Source organism: Luteimonas sp. R10, assembly GCF_045689605.1.
Classification (GTDB): Bacteria; Pseudomonadota; Gammaproteobacteria; order Xanthomonadales; family Xanthomonadaceae; genus Luteimonas.
In genome coordinates this window covers 1,602,524-1,624,588 of record NZ_CP141262.1, presented here as the reverse complement: position 1 = coordinate 1,624,588, position 22,065 = coordinate 1,602,524, and the positions used below count along the sequence as shown (strand labels likewise).

The 22,065-nt window shown below is 72.0% G+C and carries 17 protein-coding genes, 1 other RNA gene and 1 pseudogene; 3 read left to right on the top strand and 16 right to left on the bottom strand.

The features are described 5' to 3' along the window. Positions 1-38: 38 nt before the first annotated feature. The 16 genes from ftsZ to rsmI form a co-directional block, all read right to left on the bottom strand. Complete coding sequence (gene ftsZ, locus U3649_RS06800; RefSeq protein WP_407354105.1) at positions 39-1,277, bottom strand: cell division protein FtsZ; 1,239 nt, start codon at positions 1,275-1,277, stop codon at positions 39-41. A gap of 236 nt (positions 1,278-1,513) precedes the next feature. Then, entirely contained in the window at positions 1,514-2,749 is a 1,236-nt protein-coding gene (gene ftsA, locus U3649_RS06795; RefSeq protein WP_407354104.1) for a cell division protein FtsA, read from the bottom strand. Continuing rightward, positions 2,746-3,561 (bottom strand): cell division protein FtsQ/DivIB, encoded by an 816-nt coding sequence (locus U3649_RS06790; protein ID WP_407354103.1) that lies wholly within the window; start codon positions 3,559-3,561, stop codon positions 2,746-2,748. Before U3649_RS06790 ends, ftsA begins: the two co-directional genes overlap by 4 nt. A 136-nt stretch (positions 3,562-3,697) precedes the next feature. Further along, positions 3,698-4,654: a D-alanine--D-alanine ligase gene (locus tag U3649_RS06785; protein WP_407354102.1), complete on the bottom strand. Its 957-nt coding sequence runs from the start codon at positions 4,652-4,654 to the stop codon at positions 3,698-3,700. Then, on the bottom strand, positions 4,651-6,096 hold the full coding sequence (gene murC, locus U3649_RS06780) for a UDP-N-acetylmuramate--L-alanine ligase (protein ID WP_407354101.1): 1,446 nt from the start codon (positions 6,094-6,096) through the stop codon (positions 4,651-4,653). Before murC ends, U3649_RS06785 begins: the two co-directional genes overlap by 4 nt. Then, positions 6,093-7,394 carry a putative lipid II flippase FtsW gene (ftsW, locus tag U3649_RS06775; protein ID WP_407354100.1) on the bottom strand — a complete coding sequence of 434 codons (1,302 nt, stop codon included), beginning with the start codon at positions 7,392-7,394 and terminating at the stop codon, positions 6,093-6,095. Before ftsW ends, murC begins: the two co-directional genes overlap by 4 nt. Further along, entirely contained in the window at positions 7,394-8,479 is a 1,086-nt protein-coding gene (mraY, locus tag U3649_RS06770) for a phospho-N-acetylmuramoyl-pentapeptide-transferase (protein ID WP_149195485.1), read from the bottom strand. Before mraY ends, ftsW begins: the two co-directional genes overlap by 1 nt. Beyond that, the gene (gene murF / locus U3649_RS06765) at positions 8,469-9,893 is read right to left on the bottom strand and encodes a UDP-N-acetylmuramoyl-tripeptide--D-alanyl-D-alanine ligase (protein ID WP_407354099.1); all 1,425 of its coding nucleotides are present in this window, start codon (positions 9,891-9,893) and stop codon (positions 8,469-8,471) included. The genes mraY and murF overlap by 11 nt, the downstream gene beginning before the upstream one ends. Next, positions 9,890-11,389: a UDP-N-acetylmuramoyl-L-alanyl-D-glutamate--2,6-diaminopimelate ligase gene (locus tag U3649_RS06760; protein ID WP_407354098.1), complete on the bottom strand. Its 1,500-nt coding sequence runs from the start codon at positions 11,387-11,389 to the stop codon at positions 9,890-9,892. Before U3649_RS06760 ends, murF begins: the two co-directional genes overlap by 4 nt. Then, positions 11,386-13,302, bottom strand: coding sequence for a peptidoglycan D,D-transpeptidase FtsI family protein (locus U3649_RS06755; protein WP_407354097.1), 1,917 nt, complete (start codon positions 13,300-13,302; stop codon positions 11,386-11,388). Before U3649_RS06755 ends, U3649_RS06760 begins: the two co-directional genes overlap by 4 nt. A gap of 13 nt (positions 13,303-13,315) precedes the next feature. Continuing rightward, complete coding sequence (gene ftsL / locus U3649_RS06750) at positions 13,316-13,579, bottom strand: cell division protein FtsL (RefSeq protein WP_407354096.1); 264 nt, start codon at positions 13,577-13,579, stop codon at positions 13,316-13,318. Beyond that, entirely contained in the window at positions 13,576-14,619 is a 1,044-nt protein-coding gene (gene rsmH / locus U3649_RS06745; RefSeq protein ID WP_407354095.1) for a 16S rRNA (cytosine(1402)-N(4))-methyltransferase RsmH, read from the bottom strand. The genes ftsL and rsmH overlap by 4 nt, the downstream gene beginning before the upstream one ends. Before the next feature lie 41 nt (positions 14,620-14,660). Then, the gene (mraZ, locus tag U3649_RS06740) at positions 14,661-15,107 is read right to left on the bottom strand and encodes a division/cell wall cluster transcriptional repressor MraZ (RefSeq protein ID WP_370561950.1); all 447 of its coding nucleotides are present in this window, start codon (positions 15,105-15,107) and stop codon (positions 14,661-14,663) included. Positions 15,108-15,616: 509 nt separating this feature from the next. Beyond that, positions 15,617-16,615, bottom strand: a complete 999-nt coding sequence (locus U3649_RS06735) for a TonB family protein (protein ID WP_407354094.1) — start codon at positions 16,613-16,615, stop codon at positions 15,617-15,619. A gap of 310 nt (positions 16,616-16,925) precedes the next feature. After that, positions 16,926-17,343: RNase P RNA component class A (gene rnpB, locus U3649_RS06730), an RNA gene on the bottom strand. A 400-nt stretch (positions 17,344-17,743) separates the two neighbouring features. Further along, positions 17,744-18,598 carry a 16S rRNA (cytidine(1402)-2'-O)-methyltransferase gene (gene rsmI, locus U3649_RS06725; RefSeq protein ID WP_407354093.1) on the bottom strand — a complete coding sequence of 285 codons (855 nt, stop codon included), beginning with the start codon at positions 18,596-18,598 and terminating at the stop codon, positions 17,744-17,746. Positions 18,599-18,665: 67 nt separating this feature from the next. Between rsmI and U3649_RS06720 the strand changes: the two are divergent. The 3 genes and pseudogenes from U3649_RS06720 to U3649_RS06710 all read left to right on the top strand — a co-directional run. Next, positions 18,666-20,051: pseudogene (locus tag U3649_RS06720) on the top strand (penicillin-binding protein activator); the annotation flags it as partial. Further along, positions 20,048-20,449: a YraN family protein gene (locus tag U3649_RS06715; RefSeq protein WP_407354092.1), complete on the top strand. Its 402-nt coding sequence runs from the start codon at positions 20,048-20,050 to the stop codon at positions 20,447-20,449. The pseudogene U3649_RS06720 and the gene U3649_RS06715, both read left to right, overlap by 4 nt. Positions 20,450-20,580: 131 nt before the next feature. Next, positions 20,581-21,963 (top strand): FAD-binding oxidoreductase, encoded by a 1,383-nt coding sequence (locus tag U3649_RS06710; RefSeq protein WP_407354562.1) that lies wholly within the window; start codon positions 20,581-20,583, stop codon positions 21,961-21,963. Positions 21,964-22,065 lie beyond the last annotated feature (102 nt).

Genomic DNA, 22,065 nt, shown 5'->3' with positions numbered 1-22,065 from the left:
GGTCGCCCCTGCGGTGCGCTCCTACCATGGCGACTCCATCAATCGGCCTGGCGGCGCAGGAACGCGGGAATATCCAGGTAGCTGCTGTCGCTGCCGAAATCGGCGACGTCCGGCTTGGCCGACGGTTCCTCGCTGCGTCCGCGCAGGCTCGAGGCGATGCTCGGCGCCTGCGATCCGCCGCCGACGGCGTCGTCGATCGGCAGCCCGGTGGTGCCGTCGCGCTTGGCCTGGGTATGGATCAGCTGCACCTGCGGGCGGCGCGCCGGCTCCTGGACGTAATCGCGATCGCCGCCGCGCAGGCCCTGCCGCGCGGCCGCGCGGTTGAGGCCGGTGGCGACCACGGTGACGCGCACCTCGTCCTGCATGTCCTGGTCGAGCACGGTGCCGATGACGATGGTGGCGTCCTCGCTGGCGAAGTTCTCCACCGTGCGGCCGACCTCGTCGAACTCCGACATGGTGAAGTCGGGGCCGGCGGTGATGTTGACCAGGATGCCGTTGGCGCCGGCCAGGTTGACGTCGTCGAGCAGCGGGTTCTGGATCGCCGACTCGGCCGCGGCCTGGGCGCGGTCGTCGCCGCGGGCGGTGCCGGTGCCCATCATCGCCAGGCCCATCTCGCTCATGACGGTGCGCACGTCGGCGAAGTCGACGTTGATCAGGCCCGGGCGCACGATCAGGTCGGCGATGCCCTGCACCGCGCCGAGCAGCACGTCATTGGCGGCGCGGAAGGCCTGGATCATGGTGGCGTTGCGGCCGAGCACCGAGATCAGCTTCTCGTTGGGGATGGTGATCAGCGAATCGCAGTGCTGCGACAGGTCCTCGATGCCCTTGAGCGCCACCTGCATGCGGCGGCGGCCTTCGAACGGGAACGGCTTGGTGACCACGGCGACGGTCAGGATCCCCATCTCCTTGGCCAGCTGCGCCACCACCGGCGCGGCGCCGGTGCCGGTGCCGCCGCCCATGCCGGCGGTGATGAACACCATGTCGGCGCCCTGCAGCGCATCCATGATGATCTCGCGGTCCTCGAGCGCGGCCTGGCGGCCGACCTCGGGATTCGCGCCCGCGCCCAGCCCCTTGGTGACGTTGCCGCCGAGCTGCAGCTGCAGCTTGGCCCCGCAGTTCTTGATCGCCTGCGCGTCGGTGTTGGCGGTGATGAACTCCACCCCGTCGACGCTGCTGTTGACCATGTGCCCGACGGCGTTGCCGCCGCCTCCGCCCACGCCGATCACCTTGATGACGGCGTTAGGCGCCATCTTTTCTACCAGTTCGAAATGTGCCATGTCCGTGTCCTCTTGAAGAGCCGGGAATCGGGAATGGGGAATCGGGAATCGGAAAAGCAGTTTCCACCCGTCTGAACCCATCGCCCGGCACCGGCGTTATTGTTGTGTGCCGCTTCGCTGTTCTGTCATTCCGCAATCATTTCGCTGCCACCATCCGCTTGTTTGCGTGTCCGTTCCGCTCTCGTTCCTGCTTTTCCGATTCCCCATTCCCTATTCCCCATTCCCGGGCGAGTTCGTCAGAACTCGCCCCTGTACCACTCCTTCAACTTCTTGAAGAAACTGCCCGCGCGCCCGGCCGGGATCACCGGGCGGCGCGGGTGCTCGATCTGGCTGCCCATCAGCAGCAGGCCGACGCCGGTGGCGTGCACCGGGTTGCCCACCACCTCGCCCAGGCCGGTGACGTGCTGCGGGATGCCCACGCGCACCGGCATCTGCAGCATTTCCTCGGCCAACTCGACCACGCCTTCCATCTTCGCGGCGCCGCCGGTCAGCACCATGCCGGCGCGCACGTGCTGCTCGAAGCCCGAGCGGCGCAGTTCCGCCTGCACCATTTCGAAGATCTCCTCGTAGCGCGCCTGCACCGCCTGCGCCAGCGACTGCCGCGGCAGCCGCCGCGGCGGGCGGTCGCCGACGCTCGGCACCTGGATCGACTCCTCGCTGGTGGCCAGCTGCGCCAGCGCGCAGGCGTAGCGCACCTTGATCTGCTCGGCCTCGGGCGTGGGCGTGCGCAGCATGTGCGCGATGTCCTCGGTGACCTTGTCGCCAGCGATCGGCAGGCTCGCGGTGTGGCAGATCGCGCCCTGCACGAACACCGCCAGGTCCGTGGTGCCGGCGCCGAGATCGACCAGCGCCACGCCGAGCTCGCGCTCGTCGCTGGTCAGCACCGCGGTGCTCGAGGCCAGCGACGACAGCACCAAGTCGTCGATCTGCAGTCCGCAGCGCTGCACGCACTTGCTGATGTTGGCCGCGGCCGACTGCGCGCACACCACCAGGTGCGCATGCACCTCCAGGCGCACGCCGGTCATGCCGACCGGGTTGCGGATGCCTTCCTGCGAATCGTCGAGCACGTACTCGCGCGGGATCGCGTGCAGGATGCGCTGGTCGGCCGGGATCGCGACGGCCTTGGCGGCCTCCAGTACACGGTCCAGGTCGGCCCAGGTGACCTCGCTGTCGCGGATCGGCACGATGCCGGGCGAGTTCTTGCACTGCACGTGGTTGCCGGAAATCGAGGCGTAGACCGAGCGGATCTCGCAGCCGGCCATCAGCTCGGCCTCCTCGATCGCGCGCTGGATCGACTGCACGGTGGACTCGATATCGACCACCACGCCGCGCTTGAGCCCGCGCGATTCGTGCGAGCCGATGCCGATCACCTCGATGGGATTGCCCGGCGAATACTCGCCGACCAGCGCCACCACCTTGGAGGTGCCGATGTCGAGTCCGACGATGAGGGCCTTGTCGCCTTTTCGGTTCATGTTGGGGAGCCGTGATTCGTGATTCGTGATTGGTGATTCGCAAAGGCGGGGAATGCATCGGCCGCCACTGGCGCAGCGCTTGCCGCTGTGGCACCTGTGCCCGTGCCCCCTGTTTCCTGATCACCCCAGGTCAGTGCGAAGCCGTTGGTGTAGCGGAGGTCGGCGCGCCGCAGCGGCGTGGTCTTCTGGTGCAGCAGGCGCGGCAGCAGGCGCGCGAAGCGCTCCAGGCGGGTGCGCGCCTGCTGGCTGCCGACCGTGACCTCGGTGCCGTTGGACAGCGTCAGCGACCAGCTTCCGCGCTCGTCCAGCGCCAGCCGCCGCACCTGGTAGCCGGACGGGGTGAACAGCACCCGCGCCTCGTTGTACAGCGCGACCACGTCGGCCACGCGCGCGTCCGGGCCGTGCAGCAGCGGCAGCTGCGGCGGCGGGTCGATCCCGGCCAGAGGGAACAGCCGTCCCTGCTCCGACAGCAGCCGGTCCTCGCCCCAGCGCGCGAACGGCCGGTGCTCGACGATCCGCACCTCGACCACGTCCGGCCAGCGCTTGCGCACCTCGGCGCGCTCCACCCACGGCAGCCGCGCCACCGCCGCCTGCGCGTCGCTCAGCCGCATGGCGAAGAAGCCGTGCCGCGCGAACGGCAGCACCGCCTCGCGCAGCGCCCGGTCCTCGACGCGTTCGACCTGCCCGACCACGCGCAACGTGCGCAGCGGCCAGCGCTCGCTGCCGATCCAGCCCTGCAGCACCGCGACGACGGGCAACGCCACGAGCGCCAGCGCCAGGGCCCACGCGATGATGCGCAGCAGGGTGGTCATTCGCTTGCTCCGCAAGCGACGGGATTGGGGATTCGGGATTGGGGATTCGCAAAAGCAAAATCGCACGCACTGACCATCGTCGGCGCCGACATGGCCGCCTTTGCGAATCCCCAATCCCGAATCCCGAATCCCCGCTTCACAACGCTGTCTCCAGGATCCGCCAGCACAGTTCCTCCATGCCGATGCCGGCTTGCGCCGCGGCCTTGGGGACCAGCGAGTGGGTGGTCATGCCGGGCGCGGTGTTGACCTCGAGCAGGAAGACGTCGCCGCTGTCGCGGTCGCGCATCAGGTCCACGCGGCCCCAGCCGGCGCAGCCGGCGGCGACGAACGCCTCGACCGAGAGCCGGCCGATCCGCGCCTCGTCCTCGCCCTGCAGGCCCGGGCACAGGTACTGCGTGTCCTCGGCGACGTACTTGGCGTGGTAGTCGTACCAGGCGCCCTTGGGCACGATGCGGATCGACGGCAGCGCGTGCGGGCCCGCGGCGTCGACGATCACCCCGACGGTCAGCTCGTCGCCCTCGATCATCCGCTCCATCAGCAGTTCGCCGGGATAGCGCGCGGCGAGCTCGACCGCGGCGTCGAGATCGGCCTCGTCGAACACGCGGCTGACGCCGACGCTGGAGCCTTCCTGCGACGGCTTGACGATCACCGGCAGTCCCAGCTTGCGCGCGGCGGCGTGGACATCGTCGCCCTTGCGCAGGCGCACGTAGCCCGGCGTCGGCAGGCCCAGGGCCAGCCACACCTGCTTGGTGCGGATCTTGTCCATCGCCAGCGCCGAGCCGAGCACGCCGGAGCCGGTGTACGGCACGCCGAATGCATCCATCAGCCCCTGCACGACCCCGTCCTCGCCACCGCCGTGCTGGCCGTGGAGGATGTTGAACACGCGGTCGAAGTCGCCGCCGGCCAGCGCCTTCGCCAGCGCCGGGATGCCGTCGACCGCTTGCGCGTCGACGCCGCGCGCGCGCAGGGCCGCGAGCACGCCGGCGCCGGAATCGAGCGAGACCTCGCGCTCGGACGAGCTGCCGCCCATCAGCACGGCGACGCGGCCGAACACGGCCGGGTCGGTATGGCGCGGGGGCGCAAGCAGGCTCATGCCGCCTCCTCGAAACCGTCGGCGGCCAGCTGCTGCACCACCTGGCCGATGTCGCCGGCGCCCATCATCAGCAGCAGGTCGCCGTCCTCGAGCACGTCGGGCAGGATCCGCGGCAGGTCCTGGGCGCTGGCGACCAGCACCGGATCGATGCGCCCGCGCGCGCGGATCGCGCGCGCAAGCGCCTTGGCGTCTGCGTTGGCGATCGGCGCCTCGCCGGCGGCGTAGACCTCGGTCAGCACCAGCGCGTCGACCTCCGACAGCACGCCGGCGAAGTCGTCCAGCAGGTCGCGGGTGCGGCTGTAGCGGTGCGGCTGGAACGCCACCACCAGGCGCCGGTCGGGCCAGCCGCCGCGCGCCGCCTCGAACACCGCCTTCAGCTCCTTCGGGTGGTGGCCGTAGTCGTCGACCAGTTGCACCGTGGCGCCCTGCGCGGTGCGCAGCTCCGCCAGCAGGTTGAAGCGGCGGCCGATGCCGGCGAACTTCCGCAGCGCGGCCGCGATCGCTTCCGGCGCCACGCCCAGCTGCCAGGCGACCGAGGCGGCGGCCAGCGCGTTCTGCACGTTGTGGCGGCCGGGCAGCGCCAGCGACACCGGCGTGCGCGAGCCGTCCGGCAGCCGCAGCACGAAGCGCATGCGCGGGCCGTCCTGGTCGACGTCCTCGGCGCGCACGTCGGCCTTGGGATCGAAGCCGTAGGTGGTGACGTGGCGCGGCGTCTGCGTCGCCAGCCGCGCGACGTCGGCGTCGTCGATGCACAGCACCGCCAGGCCGTAGAACGGCAGCCGGTGCAGGAATTCGGAGAACGCCGCCTGCACGCGGGCGAAGTCGCCGCCGTAGTTCTCCAGGTGATCGGCGTCGATGTTGGTGACGATGGCGATCAGCGGGTTAAGGCGCAGGAAGCTGCCGTCGCTCTCGTCGGCCTCGGCCACCAGCCAGTCGCTGCCGCCCAGGCGCGCGTTGGCGCCGGCGGCGAGCAGCTGGCCGCCGATGACGAAGGTGGGATCCAGCCCGCCCTCGGCCAGCACGCTGGCCAGCAGCGAGGTGGTGGTGGTCTTGCCGTGGGTGCCGGCCACCGCGATGCCGCGGCGGAAGCGCATCAGCTCGGCCAGCATCTCCGCGCGCGGCACCACCGGGATGCGCTGCGAACGCGCCTCCAGCAGCTCCGGGTTGTCGGGCTTGATCGCGCTGGACACCACCACGCAGTCGGTGCCGAGCACGTTGGCGGCGGTGTGCCCGCGATGCACGGCGACGCCGAGCGACTGCAGCCGGCGGGTGACGGCGTTGTCGGCCAGGTCGGAGCCGGACACCTCGTAGCCGAGCGTGCACAGCACCTCCGCGATGCCGCTCATGCCGGTGCCGCCGATGCCGACGAAGTGCACGCGCGAGAACGCGCGGGCGAAATCCGCCGTGGACAACGCATGGGTCTCGAGCAGGCGGCGGATCATGCGGTCCTCCCCAGGGTCGGCTCGATCCGCTGGCGCAGGCGGCTGGTGCCGCGCGCCGCACCGGCAACCGGGGCGGGCTTCGGCGCCTGCATCGCGCCGGCCGCATCGGCGGCCGGCGGCTGCGCCGCCTCGCCGCGCAGCCGCGCCACCTGACGCTGGGCGCGATCGAGCTCGTAGGACACGCGCAGCAGCAGGCCGATCGCCAGGCAAGTCATCAGCACGCTGGAGCCGCCGGAGGACACCAGCGGCAGGGTCAGGCCCTTGGTCGGCAGCAAGCCGAGGTTCACGCCGATCGACACCAGGCTCTGCAGCCCGATCGCCAGCGCCACGCCGAACGCGCAGTAGCCGGCGAAGTGGCGGCGCATCTCGACGCATTTCAGACCGATCCACAATGCGCGCCCGACCAGCAGCGCGTACAGGCCGATCACCAGGCAGACGCCGAAGAAGCCCAGCTCCTCGCCGATCACCGCCAGGATGAAGTCGGTATGCGCCTCCGGCAGGTAGGACAGCTTCTGCACCGAGGCGCCAAGGCCGACCCCGAACCATTCGCCGCGGCCGACCGCCATCAGCGCGTTGGCCAGCTGGTAGCCGCTGTTGAACGGATCGGCGAACGGATCCATGAACGAGGTGAGCCGGCGCATGCGGTACGGCTCGGCGATGGCGACGATCGCCAGCAGCGGCAGGATCACCAGCACCGGCGCGGCCATGCGCGGCATGTGCACGCCGCCCAGCACGAGCATGCCGGCGGTGATCGCCAGGATCAGCGCCAGCGAACCGAAGTCCGGCTGCAGCACCAACAGCAGCATCAGCCCGGCGGCGACGCCGAGCGGCTTGAGCATGGCGCCCCAGGTCGCGTTGACCTCGTCGCGGAAGCGCACCAGGTAGCTCGACAGCCACACGATGTACATCAGCTTGACCGCTTCGACCGTCTGGAACTTGGACACGCCGAGATTGACCCAGCGCCGCGCGCCGTTGACGGTGTGGCCGAGCCCCGGCAGGAACACCATCAGCAGCAGCACGAAGCAGCCCAGCAGAAGCAGGCGGTCGTATTTCTCGATGCTGCGCATTTCGGTGCGCATCGCCAGCAGGCACAGTGCCGTGCCCATGCCCAGGAACATCAGGTGGCGGACCAGGAAGTAGAACGGCCCGACCTCGAGGTCCTCGCCGATGGCGATCGAGCTCGACGCCACCATCACCACGCCCAGCGTCGCCAGGGCGATGGCGGCGCCGAGCAGCCACGGGTCGAAGCGGCCGTGGATGGCGTCGAGTCGGGTGGCCTGGCGCGGGGTGCCGTCCATCAGCGCACCTTCAGCGTGGCCAGGCCGACCAGCACCAGGATCACCGAGATGATCCAGAAGCGCACGATCACCCGCGGCTCTGGCCAGCCCTTGAGTTCGAAATGGTGGTGGATCGGCGCCATCCGGAACACGCGCCGGCCGGTGAGCTTGAACGACGCCACCTGGATCATCACCGACAGCGTCTCGATGACGAAGATCCCGCCCATGATCACCAGCACCAGTTCCTGGCGCACGATCACCGCGATCGCGCCGAGCGCGGCGCCCAGCGCCAGCGCGCCGATGTCGCCCATGAACACCATCGCCGGATAGGTGTTGAACCACAGGAAGCCGAGCCCGGCGCCGGCGATCGCGGCGCAGATGATCACCAGCTCGCCGGCGCCGGGGATGCGCGGGATCTGCAGGTACTCGGAGAACTCGGCGTGCCCGGAGGCGTAGGCGAACACGCCCAGCGCGCACGCCACCAGCACCGTCGGCATGATCGCCAGCCCGTCGAGGCCGTCGGTGAGGTTGACCGCGTTGGAAAAGCCGACGATCCAGAAGTAGGCGATGGCGACGAAGCTCACCCCCACCAGCGGCAGCGCGATCGCCTTGAACAGCGGGATGTAGAACGTGGTCGCGGCCGGCACGTCGGCGCTGTAGAACAGGAACAGGCCGGCGGCCAGGCCGAACAGCGACTGCAGCAGGTACTTCCAGCGCGACTTCAGGCCGTTGGGATCGCGCTTGACGATCTTGATCCAGTCGTCGTACCAGCCGATGGCGCCGAACGCCAGCATCACCGCCAGCACCACCCACACGTACTTGTTGCGCAGGTCGCCCCACAGCAGCACCGCGGCCAGCACCGCGATCAGGATCAGCGCGCCGCCCATGGTCGGCGTGCCGGCCTTGGAGAAGTGCGTCTGCGGGCCGTCCTGGCGGATCGGCTGCCCACCCTTGTACTGCGCCAGCCTGCGGATCAGCGCCGGGCCCCACCACAGCGACAGGAACAGCGACGTCAGCGCCGCGAGGATGCCGCGGAAGGTGAGATAGTTGAACAGGGAGAAGAAATTCTCCAGGCCCTGCAGCCAGCGCGCGAGCTCAAGCAGCATCGGCGGATTCCTCCCCTGGGGTGTGTTCGTCGGACAGCAACGCGGAGACGATCCGCTCCATCGCGCTGCTGCGCGATCCCTTCACCAGCACCCGCACGCGGGCCGGTGCGTCCGCGGCGGCCAGGTCGGCGCGCAGCGCCTCGGCCAGGGCCGCATGCATCTCGAAGCGGCGCGCGCCCTCGCCGAAGGCCTCAGCCGCCGCCGCGCTCAGCTGCCCGAGCGCGTACAGCCGCGCGATGCCGGCGCGCCTGGCGCGGCGGCCGACCTCGGCATGCAGCGCCTCGGCGTCGGCACCCAGCTCGCCCATGTCGCCGAGCACCAGCCAGCTGTCGCCGTCGCGCGCGGCCGCGAGCGTGTCGATCGCGGCCGCGAGCGAACCGGGATTGGCGTTGTAGCTGTCGTCGATCAGCAGCGCGCCGCCGCGCACGCGATGGCGCACCAGGCGGCCTGCCACCGGCCGCGCTTCGGACAGGCCGGCGGCGATGGTCGCGGCGTCCAGGCCAACGACGCCGATTGCCAGCGCCGCCGCGGCCAGCGCGTTGCGGACGTTGTGGCGACCGCTCAGCGGCAGCATCACCTCGGCCTCGCCGCCCGGCACGACCAGCACGAAACGCGAGCCGTCCTCGCCCACGCGCACCTCGCGCGCGGTGACCTCGGCGCTCGCCTCCAGCCCGAAACGGATCAGGCGCCGGCCGTGCGCGCGCTCGGCGAAGTACTGCGCGAAGGCGTCGTCGGCATTGATCACCGCGACCCCGTCGACCGGCAGCGCGTCGTAGATCGCCGCCTTGGTGTCGGCCACGCCGAGCAGGCTGCCCATGCGCTGCAGGTGCGCCGGCGCGACGTTGGTGACCACGGCCACGTGCGGCCGCGCGACGGCCGTCAGCCAGGCGATGTCGCCGGGCTTGCCGGCGCCCATCTCGTAGATCGCGTAATCGGCGTCTTCCGGCGCGTCGATCACCGCCAGCGGCAACCCGATCTCGTTGTTGCGATTGCCGGGATTGGCGTAGGCCTTGCCCGCGCGCTGCAGGATCGGCAGCAGCATCTGCTTGACGCCGGTCTTCCCGTTGCTGCCGGTGATCGCGACCACGCGCGTGGCCCGCGCGTGCTGCATCGCCGCCGCGAACGCCGCCAGCGCCTGCCGGGTGTCGGCGACGACGATCTGTGGCAGCGCGATCGGTGCCGGCCGCGATACCAGCGCCGCGCGGGCGCCCAGCTCGGCGGCGGCGCCGACATGGTCGTTGCCGTCGAACTGCTCGCCCACCAGGGCGACGAACAGCGCGGCGCGGCCGTCGCTGGCGTCGAAGCGGCGGGTGTCGGTCTCGATCGCGTCGATCAGCACGTCGCCGGCGCCCTGGCCCGCCTGCAGGCGGCCGTGGGTCCATTGCGCGATCCGCGAAAGCGGCAGCGGGTTCATGCCCGGCCCCCCAGCGCCGCGCGCGCGACCGCGGTGTCGTCGAACGGATGGCGCACGCCGCCGATGTCCTGGTAGGGCTCGTGGCCCTTGCCGGCGACCAGCACGATGTCGCCGGCGCCGGCCTCGCCGATGGCGCGGGCGATCGCGCGCGCGCGGTCGCGCTGCACGAGGACCGCATCCGGATCGGCGAAGCCCGGCAGGATGTCGGCGACGATGGCGTCGCCGTCCTCGCGGCGCGGATTGTCGTCGGTGACGATCACCCGGTCGGCGCCGGCCTCGGCGATCGCCGCCATCTGCGGACGCTTGCCGCGGTCGCGTTCACCGCCGCAGCCGAACACGCAGACGACGCGGCCGCGCGCATGCGCGCGCAGGCTCGCCAAGGCCTGCTCCAGCGCGTCCGGCGTGTGCGCGTAGTCGACCACCACCAGCGGGGCGCCGCCGCTGCCGCCGAGCCGGTTCATGCGTCCGGCGACCGGCTGCAGCCGCGCCAGTACGTCGGCGATGTCGGCCGGTGCCTGGTCCAGCGCGTGCAGCGCGCCGGCGACCGCGAGCAGGTTGTCGACGTTGAAGCGCCCCAGCAGCGGCGAGCGCACCGGATGCACGGCGTCGCCGACGTGCAGGTCGAAGGCGAGGCCCTGGCCGTCGAGCGTCAGGCCACCGGCCCGCACCGTCGCCGCGGCGTCGCCACGCGCGCTGACGCCGATCGCTCGCGGCACGGCACCGCCGTCGGACGCGGAAGCCGACGCGGCCAGCCGCGCGTGCAGCCCCCGGCCGAACGCGTCGTCGAGGTTGACCACCGCCGCCTGCAGGCCCGGCCAGGCGAACAGCCGCGCCTTGGCGGCGCCATAGGCGTCCATGTCGCCGTGATAGTCGAGGTGGTCGCGCGTGAGGTTGGTGAACACCGCGACCCGGAAGTGCACGCCGTCCACCCGGCCCTGGTCGAGCGCGTGCGAGCTGATCTCCATCGCCACCGCGGTCGCGCCGGCATCGCGCAGCCGTGCCAGCAGCGCGTGCATCTGCACCACCTGCGGCGTGGTGAAGCCGGTCGCCTCGACCTCGCCGTGCAGCCCGGCGCCGAGGGTGCCGATGCTGCCGGCGCGGCGGCCTTGCAGCGTCCACGCCTGCGCCAGCAGCTGCACGGTGGAGGTCTTGCCGTTGGTGCCGGTGACGCCGACGGTGGTCATCGCCGCCGAGGGCGCGCCGTACAGGCGATCGGCCATCGCGCCCATGCGGGTGCGCAGCGCCGGCACCGCGATCGCGTCGGCGGGCGGGGGCGCGTCGTCCGGCGCCGGCGGCTCGAACAGGATCGCGCGCGCGCCGGCCGCCCGCGCCTGCGCCACGAAGCGCAGGCCGTGGCTGCCGAAGCCGGGGATCGCGAGGAAGGCATCGCCCTCGCGCACCTCGCGGCTGTCCTGCGCCAGTCCGCTCACGGCCAGCGCCGGCGGCACCGCGGCGATGTCGGGGAGCAGATCGGCCAGGCGCATGGCGGCGCTCATCGCGCACCTCGGGCCGGGGCCGGGAATGGGGAATCGGGCGTCGGGAATCGTGCGAGCGCGCCAGCGCGCATCGCCGGCTCGTCGCCTGCGTGCGACGCGGGAGGTCCCGCTTGTGTTCTTGTTCTTGCTTCGTCGAGTCCCGACGCCCGATTCCCCATTCCCAGCTTTTCCCCGGCCTGCGCCGCCAGCCAGGTCTCGATGTCGTCCGGCGGCACGTCCATCAGCCGCAGCGCGCCTTCCATGACGCTCTTGAACACCGGGGCCGCCACCCAGCCACCGCCATAGGTCGAGCCGCCGCCCGAGGTGTCGGGATCGTCGATCACCACCACCATCGAGAAGCGCGGATTCTCCGCCGGCACCAGGCCGGCGAAGAACGCCACGTAGCGGCGCGCGTAGCCGCCGCCGCTGGCCTTGCGCGCGGTGCCGGTCTTGCCGGCGACGTGGTAGCCGAGGATCGCGGCGCGGGTCGCGGTGCCGCCGGGCTCGGTCACCGTCTGCATCATCGACACGATCTGCTGCGCGATCGCCGGATCGAGCACCTGGCGCGGTTCGTTGTGCTGGCCCTTGACGAAGGTCGGCGCGATCGCGCGGCCGCCGTTGCCGAGCGCGGCGTAGGCGACGGCGATCTGCAGCGGCGTGGCCGACAGGCCGTAGCCGTAGGACATCGCCTGCTTGGTGGTGCCGCTCCATCCCTCCGGTTCCGGGAACAGGCCGGAAGCCTCGCCTGGAAAGCCGCTGTGGGTACTGGCGCCGTAGCCGAAACGGCGCAGGAACTCGTAGTACTGCCGGTCGGGCAGCTTGTGCACCAGCTTGGAGACGCCGACGTTGGAGCTCTTGGTGATGATGCCGGTGACGTCGAGCACGCCGTAGTTGCGGAAATCGCTGGTGCGATAGCGCCCGTTCGGGATCCAGCCCGGGCTGGTGTCGATCCGCGTCGCCGGCGTCACCACGCCGGCCTCGAGCGCGGCGGCCACTGTCAGCGGCTTCATCGTCGAACCGGGCTCGATCAGGTCGGTGACGGCGCGGTTGCGGCGTGCGTCGCGGTCGCCGCCCGACACCACGTGCGGGTTGTAGCCCGGCAGGTTGGCCATCGCCAGCACCTCGCCGGTGGCGACGTCCAACACCACGATCGAGCCCGCGCTGGCGCCGGAGCGGGTCAGCGCGTTGCGCAGCTCGCGGTGGGCCAGGAACTGGATGCGGCGATCGATGCTCAGCGTCAGGTCCTTGCCGGGCTCGGCCGGGCGCACCAGGTCGACGTTCTCGACGATGCGCCCGCGGCGGTCGCGGATGACCTTCTGCGCTCCGGGATTGCCGCGCAGCCAATCGTCGAACGCCAGCTCGATGCCCTCCTGGCCGCGGTCGTCGATGTTGGTGAAGCCGAGCACGTGCGCCAGCGCCTCGCCCTGCGGGTAGAAGCGGCGGAACTCGCGCTGGCTGAAGACCCCGGGCACGCCCAGCGCCAGCACCTTCTGCGCCGCCGCGGGGTGGATCCGGCGCTGCCCCGGCAGGTACATGAACTCCTTGTCGGCGCGCTGGGTCACGCTGCGCGCGAGCGCCTCCTCCTGCACCCCGATCGCGGCGGCCAGTTCGGCGATGCGCTCGGGATGCTTGACCAGCTCCTGCGGGTTGGCCCACAGCGAGGCCACCGGGGTGGAGATCGCCAGCGGCTCGCCGTTGCGGTCGGTGATCATGCCGCGCGAGGTCGCGATCGGCAGCTCGCGCAGGAACCGCGAATCCGCCTTCTGCTGATAGAAGGCGTTGTCGATCAGCTGCAGGTCGACCGCGCGCCCGACCAGCACCACCGAGCACAGTCCGAGCGCGCCGGCGACCAGCGCCAGCCGCCCGCGCAGGTTGAACTGCGCGCGGGTACGCGGCCGCTTGGCGGTGCCGCCCGGGGCGCGCTTGAACTTCATGGCGCGACCGCCGTCATGGCCGGACCACCACGATGTCCGCGGTCTCGGGGAACTTCATGCCCAGCCGCTGGCGCGCCACCTGGTCGATGCGATTGCTCTCGGCCCAGGTCGCCTGCTCGAGCTGCAGGCGCCCGAAGTCGATGTTGAGCTCGTCGCGCGCGCGCTCGAGCCGGGTCAATTCGACGAACAGCTGCCGGTGCTGGTGGCGCGCATGCACCACACCGATCGCGCTGATCACGTCGGCCAGGAGCAGCACGGCCAGGAGGATGCGGGTCATGGCCGCAGCTCCGCTGCGGCCGGGATTGGGGATTCGTGATTCGTGATTCGCAAGAGCGAAGCCGGGCCTCGCCCGTTCGGCTCTCCGTTGGCGACGTTGCCGCTTTCATCGAATCCCGAATCACGAATCACCAATCCCGGCTTTTCAGCCACCCGCAACACCGCGCTGCGGGCGCGCGGGTTGGCGGCGATCTCGGCGGCGTCGGCCTTCTGCGCGCCGCCGATCGCGTGCAGCGTCGGCTCGAAATCCTCGGCTGCCGGCAGCCGGCGGTTGCCGGGCGGCGCCTTCGCGCGGCCCGCGATGAAGCGCTTGACGATCCGGTCCTCCAGCGAGTGGAAGCTGATCACAGCCAGGCGCCCACCCGGCTTCAGCACCGCATGCGCGGCGTCGAGCCCGGCCTCGAGATCGGCCAGTTCGCGGTTGACGTGGATGCGGATGGCCTGGAACGAGCGCGTGGCCGGATGGATCTCCTGCTTGGAGCGGGCCTGGCGCCCGCGCGGCACCACCGCGGCGATCAGTTCGGCCAATTCCGCGGTCCGCGTCAGCGGCGCCTCGCCGCGGCGGGCGACGATGGCGCGGGCGATGCGCCGGCTCATGCGCTCCTCGCCGTAGGTCCACAGCACGTCGGCGATCTCGCGTTCGTCGGCACGCGCCAGCCACTCGGCCGCGCTTTCGCCGGCGTCCGGATCCATGCGCATGTCGAGCGGACCGTCCTTGCCGAAACTGAAGCCGCGCTCGGCAACGTCGAGCTGCGGCGAGGAGACGCCGAGATCGAACAGCACGCCGTCCAGGCCGGTGCGCGCCAGGTCCCAGTCGGCCAGCGCGGCGAAGCTGCCGCGGCGGATCGCCACGCGTGGGTCGGCGCCCAACGTGCGCTCGGCGACCGCGATCGCGTCGGGATCCTTGTCCATCAGCAGCAGCCGGCCTTCCGCGCCCAGGCGCTCCAGCACCCGGCGGGCATGGCCGCCGCGGCCGAACGTGCCGTCCAGGTAGGCTCCGTCCTCGATCACCCGCAGCGCCTCCACGACCTGCGCGACCATCACAGGAAGGTGGCCGGACCGGGCGTCCGCGCCACCCACGCTCACAACCTCAGCTCGAGCATGTGCTCGCTCAGATCCTCGTCAGAGATCGTCTGCCGGATCTGCGCGTGATGCGCCTGCTCGCTCCACAATTCGAATTTGTCGCCCATGCCCAGCAGCACGGCCTTCTTCTCGATGCCGACCGCGCTGCGGTGGCTGGCGGGAATGCCGATGCGGCTGCTGCCGTCGAGTTCGACCGGCGCCGCGGAACCGACCAGGTTGCGCTGCATGCGGCGGTGGGCCGACAGCGTGCCCGGCAGGGCGTTGACCGCGTCGCGCACGCGCTCCCATTCCTTCTCGGGATAAAGGAACAGGCAGCCGGACTCGAAGGGGTTGTAGGTGATGACCAGGCGGTTGCCGCACGCGCGCGCGATCAGGTCCCGGTAGGCGGTCGGGATCGCCAGCCGGCCCTTGTCGTCGATGGTGATGGCGGTCTCGCCCTGGAACACAACAGTCCTGCCCGGGATGCCCGTCTGCGGCGGGCTTCAATGCCGCGGAATACCACCAGTTTCCCGGTAATCCCACGCCTCGCCACCTTATGACCCGCCCTGTGGGTTGTCAACAACTTTGCCGGCAGATTTTCACCAATCAGGTCAAGGACTTGCGGACAACTTCAGAGACTTGTTCAAGCTTTATCCACAAGCTGCTGTTTCGTCTCAAATTTTGCGACAGCGCACACTCTTCGGCGGCACGAGGTGCCGTTCAGGCTCGTGTGTAGCGGGCGTGAAGGCCAACCGGGCCGACGCGCCCGGAGCAGCGAAGCTGCGCGAGCAGGTGACGTCGGACGGCGCTTGCTGACCCACGGCGGCAGACCTCACGGGCACGCGGCGTCGGCCGGCTCTCGGCAGCCACTCGGTCCATCGCCCTCGACCGCAGGACTTCTCGGGTAGCCTCCGAGGCACGGCGGAGCCGGGGCCGGGCCGGACAGCGACCCGGGCAGAAGGACGGCGCCGGAAGGTCAGCGGCTTGCGCCGCCGCCCGGAAGCGTGAACCGGATCGTCCGGACCACCGTCCGGCCATGCGCGCCCGGTTCGAAGCGCCAATGCCTGGCGGCGGTCAGCGCGGACCGGTCGAATACGTCCTCCGGCTGCGCCGACTGCACCCTCGCACCCGTGACCCTTCCGTCCGCCGCGATGGTCGCCACGATCACGACATGCCCCTCGACACGGCGATTGAGCGCGATCAGCGGATAGCGCGGCGGCAAATCCTCGAGCAGCCGCGGCGGCGCGACGTCCGCGACCACGGGCCCTGCGGCCGATGGCGATGATGCGGCGCGCGGTGACGGGGGCAGCGCCGGCGCGGCGACGCTGTCGGCACCAGGCGCGGGCCGCGCTTCCCGCGCGGGGGCCGACGCTGGCGGCTCTCCCGTTTCGTCCCCACCGGTACGCGCCGCGGTGGACGGGCTGGGCACCGGCCTGTCCGGCGTCGTCGGATTCTCCAGGGAGACGGGCGCCTGCGGCCGGTCCGGCACGGGGGCGGATGCCGTCTCCGGCGCTCCGCGGCTGTCGACCGCCGCCCAGGCTGCCTGGAGATCCTCGCGCAGTCGCGGCAATGCCGGCGCGCCGGGGTCGTTCCTGGCGACCAGTTCCAGCAGCCGCTGCACTTCGTCGAATGCATCGCGCGCCAGTGCCTGCTCGGCGGCGATCAGCAGGTAGGGCTGCAGTTCGGTCAGCGCACCGTGAACGCCGGCATCCCCCGGCCTGCGCTCGCGCAGCGCGAGATAGTGCTCGACGGCGTTGTCGCCGGCCGGCGCGTACAGCCGTCCGGCGCGCAGCGCCTCCGCCGCCCGGCGTTGCAGTGCCGCGTCGTCGGCCGGGCCCACCCCGCCTGGGGCCGGCACCCCCTCCTGTCCGGACGTGGCGCGCTCGCGTTCCGGCTCCGGGATCGCACGCTCGCCTCCGCACCCCGCCAACAGCATCGCCAACCCGCCCAGCGCCAGCGCTGCCGGGCGCGGCATCAGCAGCCTCCGCATTCGTGTTTCCCCCTGTGCCTGGCGCCTGCAGGCAACCGACTCCGACGCAGGGCGGGACCTTAGCGATGCGGTATGACCGGCACGGGTCAGGCGCGCGACCGCGCCGCGGCGGGGAGGGAAGCGCGTAGCGGAGCTTGCAGTTCGCGCAGCAACGTCGGCGTTCCCGGGCCGCGCCCGGGAACGCCGCGGGACCGCGTAGCAGGCCGCCCCTGCAACAGCAGGCTTCAACCCATGGGAATCGCTTCGGAACACCGCCGGAGCCGTGATGTCGCGGTTTCCGGCGGATCGGTTCTAGGGGCGGAGCCGGCCGATAAGCCGGGTTCTGTCGTGGACAGTCATTCCTCTAGGCGCAGCGTCACCGCTACGCTCGAGCAGCCTACCCGGACCCGACGCGGGCCACGTCATGAGGTCCCTATTTGGCCTTGCTCCCGGTGGGGTTTGCCGTACCGGTCCGTTGCCGGACTCGCGGTGCGCTCTTACCGCACCATTTCACCCTTACCTGATCCCCGCCACCCCCTTGCCGCCGCTCGTCGCGGGGCCGCATCCGGCGGCAAGGGGGTGGCGGGGCCATCGGCGGTATCTTTCTGTTGCACTTTCCGTCGGCTCGCGCCGCCCAGGCGTTACCTGGCACCGTGCCCTGTGGAGCCCGGACTTTCCTCGGCACCCGCGGCCATCGAAATGGACGCGGATGACGCGACTGTCTGGCCGGCTCCGCCGCGATCCATTGTACGGGAAGCGGGACACCGGGAATGAACGACGCCACGGCCCGGCGCGTGATCGCGTCGCTCCGTCGAGCGCCGCGGAATCTCGCTCGCGATGCAGACCGGGCACGACGGCGCGCCGGCTCCGGCCTGCCCCCCATCCCGGCCTTCCCCCGCAAGCGGGGGAAGGAGCGGGTCGGGCGCTTCCCGGGGGTGGCGTTTCGCGGCCATCCCCGATTCCGCGACCTGCTCCCTCCCCCGTTCACGGAGGAGGGCTGGGGTGGGGGCGACGGCGCCCCGGTCGCGATGCCGCAGCTCCGCATCGAGTGCGGCAGGTCTCCGTTCGAAAGCCGATGCCGGCATGACGGCGCGCCAGCTCCGGCCTGGCTCCCATCTCTCGTTTCTCGTGCCTCTACGCTCGTTCCTCGCCCTGCCCGCCCCCGTACAGCGCGCGACGCGGCGCGCCGGTCAGCTCCGCCGCCAGCTTCGCCGCCGTCGACGGCGGCAGGTGGGCGCCGAGCACGGCGTACACGCGCCGGCCCTCGGCCAGGCGTGCATCGGCGTCCTCGCCTGCGCCCTGCACCAGCACCACGAACTCGCCACGGCGCTGGTTGGGATCCACGGCGATGGCCTCGGCCAGATGGTCGAGGCTGCCGTCGAGCACGGTCTCGAACAGCTTGGTCAGTTCGCGCGCCAGCACCGCCGGCCGCCCGCCGCCGAAGGCGGCGCGCAGGGCATCGAGCGATTCGGCGATCCGGTGCGCGGACTCGTAGAAGATCAGCGTGCGGGTCTCGCCCGCCAGCCGCGCCAACCGCTCGCGGCGTGCGGCCGCCTTCGCCGGCAGGAAGCCCTCGAACACGAACCGGTCGCTGGCCAGCCCCGCCACGCTCAGCGCCGCGACCAGCGCGCTGGGCCCCGGCACCGGGCTGACCCGCACCCCGGCCGCGCGCGCGGCGCGCACCAACCGGTAGCCGGGGTCGCTGACCAGCGGCGTGCCGGCGTCGCTGACCAACGCCAGCGAGTCGCCCGCCTGCAGCCGCGCCACCAGGGGCCCGGCCTGGCGGTCCTCGTTGTGCTCGTGCAGGGCCAGCAGCGGGGTCTCGATGCCGAAATGGGCCAGCAGCTGCCGGCTGTGGCGGGTGTCCTCGGCGCAGATCGCGTCGACCGCGCGCAGGATCTGCTGCGCCCGCGGCGACAGGTCGCCGAGATTGCCGATCGGAGTGGCGACGACGTGCAGCGTTCCTGCGGTGGATCCTGGATTGGGCATCGTCTCTCCACGCGGGGCGTTAGAATCGTAGCCGGTCTTCACCACGGACACGCACCCCATGCGCCCATCGCCGAACCGGACATTGCTGCTCTTGGCGGCGCTCCTGCTGCTGGCGGGCTGCGCCTCGGTGCGGATCACCGGCCCGACGCAGCCGGCCGCACCGGCCAATCCCGAACTGGCGACCGCGGCGCAGCTGGCCCGCGACCACGTCGCGCTCGGCGGCCAGGCGCGCGTCGACAGCGCGCGCGAGATCGAGCGCCTGCTGGCGACGGTCGACGACGACACCCTGGCACGCGCGGCCGCCGCGTTGCCCGAGGGCGATCCGTTGTACAGCTTCGCCGGCCGCGCCCTGCTCGCCCGCAACCTGCCGCTGCCGCGGCCGTTCGACCTCGGCGCGCTGTGGAACGTGCACGCCGGCAACCGCCCCGCCGCCGACCGCGACGGCTACCGCCCGCCGCTGAAGCTGGCGGTGCTGCTGCCCCTGTCCGGCCAATTGGCCACTGCCGCGGCGCCGGTGCGCGACGGCCTGCTGGCGGGCTACTACGGCGAGCGCCGGCAGCGCCCGGAAATGGTGTTCTACGACACCGCCGGAACCGCCGGCGGCGCCAATGCCGCCTACGAGCGGGCGGTGGGCGAAGGCGCCGACTACGTGCTCGGGCCGCTGGGACGCGACGAGGTGGCCGCGGTGCTGGCGAACCCGGCGCTGCTGCGGGTACCGGTGCTGGCGCTCAACCGCGCCGGCGAAGAGGCGCCGACCGGCAGCTTCAGCTTCGCGCTGGCGCCGGAGGACGACGGCATCGCCGCCGCCGACTACCTGCTCGCCCGCAACGTGAAACGGGTGATGGTGCTCAATGGCGGCGACGACAACGCGCGCCGCAGCGTCGATGCTTTCCGGCGCCAGTTCGAAGCCGGGGGCGGCGCGGTGAGCGACATGTTCGCGGTCACCGGCGAGACGCCGGCGGACATGACCGAGATGTTCCGCAACGCGATGCTCAAGCCGGACGGCGCCGAGGCCGTGTTCCTGGCGCTGCGCGGCGCGCAGGCGCGGGCGGTCGCGCCGCAGCTGGCGGCCGCCGGCTACGCCACGCGCCCGCGCGTGGGCACCTCGCAGCTGTACGGCAGCGGCAGGAACGAGGACGACGCCGCGCTCGACGGCATCGTGTTCCCGACCGAGCGCTGGACCGCGACCGGCGTGGCCGGCCTGCCGATGGCCTCGAGCGTGGCGAGCGTGCTGCCGACCGCGCGCGGTCCGGCGGCGCGGCTGTTCGCCTTCGGCTACGACGCCTGGCTGCTGACTGCGTTCATGGAACGCCTGGTCACCGGCACCGATGCCGAACTGCGCGGCGCCACCGGCACCCTGCGCATCGACGGGTTCGGCAACGTGCTGCGCACGCCGGCCTGGGCCACCTTCAGCGGCGGCCACGTGGTGCCGCTGGGCGGCAGCGGCGGTTGAGCACGACCCGCGCACGCGGCGACGCCGTCGAGCGTGCCGCGCGCGCGCATCTGCTGGCCGCCGGCCTGCGCGAGGTCGCGGCGAACGCGAACTTCCGCTTCGGCGAACTCGACCTGGTCATGCTCGATGAGAGCGGGCTCGATGAGAGCGGGCGCGACGGCGCGACTGTGGTGTTCGTCGAGGTGCGCTACCGGCGCTCGTCCGCCTTCGGCGGCGGCGCGGTTTCGGTGACCGCCGGCAAGCGCCGGCGGATCGTCCGCGCCGCGCAGGCGTTCCTGCTCGGGCATCGTGGCCTCGCGAACGCGCCGTGCCGCTTCGACGTGATCGAGGCCGACGGCGATCCGGCCGCGCCGCGCCTCAACTGGATCCGCGACGCCTTCCGCGCCGACGACCCGTAGAGCGGAGCTTGCTCCGCTGCCCTCGGCTCCGACGCCCACGTAGAGCGGAGCTTGCTCCGCTGCTCTAGGCTCCGGAGCCCATGCAGCCGAGCAAGCTCGGCTCTACGGGGTCCGATGCCTACAATGCCGCGATGGCCTCGACCCTGCCCGCCGTGCTCGAACGCGAGCTCTCCGCCCTGCTCGGGGACGGCTGGCGCATCGATGACGGCGCGCGCGCCACGCATGGCGGCGACGGCTCGCGGCGGATGGCGATGCCGCTCGGCGTGGCGACGCCGGCAGATCGCGGCCAGGTCGCGGCGCTGGTCCGCGCCTGCCGCCGCCATCGCGTGCCGCTGGTCGCGCGCGGCGCCGCCACCAGCAGCACCGGCGCGGCGCTGGCCGGCGACGCGATCGCGGTCTCGTTCGCGCGCATGGACCGCATCGTCGGGATCCGCGCCGACGACCGCGTCGCGGTCGTCGAACCCGGCGTGATCAACGGCGCCCTGCAGCGCGCGCTCGCGGCGCACGGGCTGTTCTGGCCACCGGATCCGGCCAGCGCCGACGACTGCACCGTCGGCGGCAACCTGGCCTGCAACGCCGGCGGCCCGCGCGCGGTGAAATACGGCGCCACCCGCGACAACGTGCTCGGCCTGGCGGCGGTCACCGGCAGCGGCGAGATCGTCCGCGTCGGCAGCGCCACCAGCAAGGACGCCACCGGCTACGACCTCACCCACCTGATCGTCGGCAGCGAAGGCACGCTGGCGCTGATCGTCGAGGCGACGCTGAAGCTGGCGCCGCTGCCGGCGGCGCGCGCCAGCCTGCGCGCGCTCTATGCCGACGCGGCCGCGGCGGCGGCCGCGGTGGCGCGGATCATGGCGCAGCCGGCGGCGCCGTCGATGCTGGAGTTCATGGACGCCGCCTGCATCCGCCTGGCGCGCGAAGTCGGCGGCGCCGACATCCCGGAGGCGGGTGCGCTACTGATGATCGAGGCCGACGGCGATGCCGACACGCTGCCGTTCACCCTCGCCGCGCTCGGGCGCGCCGCGCGTGGCGGCGGCCTGCTCGCGCTCGACGCCGCGCCCGATCCGGTCGCGAGCGAGCGCCTGTGGGCGGCGCGCAGGTCGCTGTCGCATGCGCAGCGCGCGATCGCGCCCGCCAAGCTCAACGAGGACGTGGTGGTGCCGGTGTCGCGGATCCCGGCGCTGGTCGCCGGGATCGAGGCGCTGTCGCGCGAGTTCGACATCCCGATCATCGCCTTCGGCCACGCCGGCAACGGCAACCTGCACGCCAACATCCTCTACGACCCGGACGACGCCGGCCAGGGCGCGCGCGCGCATGCGGCCTTGCCGCGGCTGTTCGCGCTGACGCTGTCGCTGGGCGGCACGCTCTCGGGCGAACACGGCATCGGCGTCGCCAAGCGTCCGTTCATGGCGCAGGCGTTCGACGCGCCGACGCTCGCGGCGATGCGCGCGGTGAAGGCGGCGTTCGATCCGGACGGGATCCTCAACCCCGGCAAGGTGCTGCCGGCGGCCTGACCGCCGCGCCAGGCAGTCCTGTCCGCCGCGGTGAGGATTGGGCCGTCGCCACGGGTTTCGCCAATGAATCGCCGATGCTTCAAGCCTGGATGGTGGTGATCC

What these genes read in the sequence shown, in the direction of transcription:
- U3649_RS06760 (WP_407354098.1), bottom strand. Translation starts at nt 11,389, where the DNA reads ATGAGCGCCGCCATGCGCCTGGCCGATCTGCTCCCCGACATCGCCGCG.
- U3649_RS06785 (WP_407354102.1), bottom strand. Translation starts at nt 4,654, where the DNA reads ATGAGCCTGCTTGCGCCCCCGCGCCATACCGACCCGGCCGTGTTCGGC.
- U3649_RS06790 (WP_407354103.1), bottom strand. Translation starts at nt 3,561, where the DNA reads ATGACCACCCTGCTGCGCATCATCGCGTGGGCCCTGGCGCTGGCGCTC.
- ftsW (WP_407354100.1), bottom strand. Translation starts at nt 7,394, where the DNA reads ATGGACGGCACCCCGCGCCAGGCCACCCGACTCGACGCCATCCACGGC.
- rsmI (WP_407354093.1), bottom strand. Translation starts at nt 18,598, where the DNA reads ATGCCCAATCCAGGATCCACCGCAGGAACGCTGCACGTCGTCGCCACT.
- ftsA (WP_407354104.1), bottom strand. Translation starts at nt 2,749, where the DNA reads ATGAACCGAAAAGGCGACAAGGCCCTCATCGTCGGACTCGACATCGGC.
- murC (WP_407354101.1), bottom strand. Translation starts at nt 6,096, where the DNA reads ATGATCCGCCGCCTGCTCGAGACCCATGCGTTGTCCACGGCGGATTTC.
- U3649_RS06755 (WP_407354097.1), bottom strand. Translation starts at nt 13,302, where the DNA reads ATGAAGTTCAAGCGCGCCCCGGGCGGCACCGCCAAGCGGCCGCGTACC.
- ftsL (WP_407354096.1), bottom strand. Translation starts at nt 13,579, where the DNA reads ATGACCCGCATCCTCCTGGCCGTGCTGCTCCTGGCCGACGTGATCAGC.
- ftsZ (WP_407354105.1), bottom strand. Translation starts at nt 1,277, where the DNA reads ATGGCACATTTCGAACTGGTAGAAAAGATGGCGCCTAACGCCGTCATC.
- murF (WP_407354099.1), bottom strand. Translation starts at nt 9,893, where the DNA reads ATGAACCCGCTGCCGCTTTCGCGGATCGCGCAATGGACCCACGGCCGC.
- mraY (WP_149195485.1), bottom strand. Translation starts at nt 8,479, where the DNA reads ATGCTGCTTGAGCTCGCGCGCTGGCTGCAGGGCCTGGAGAATTTCTTC.
- rsmH (WP_407354095.1), bottom strand. Translation starts at nt 14,619, where the DNA reads ATGGTCGCGCAGGTCGTGGAGGCGCTGCGGGTGATCGAGGACGGAGCC.
- U3649_RS06735 (WP_407354094.1), bottom strand. Translation starts at nt 16,615, where the DNA reads ATGCCGCGCCCGGCAGCGCTGGCGCTGGGCGGGTTGGCGATGCTGTTG.
- U3649_RS06710 (WP_407354562.1), top strand. Translation starts at nt 20,581, where the DNA reads ATGGCCTCGACCCTGCCCGCCGTGCTCGAACGCGAGCTCTCCGCCCTG.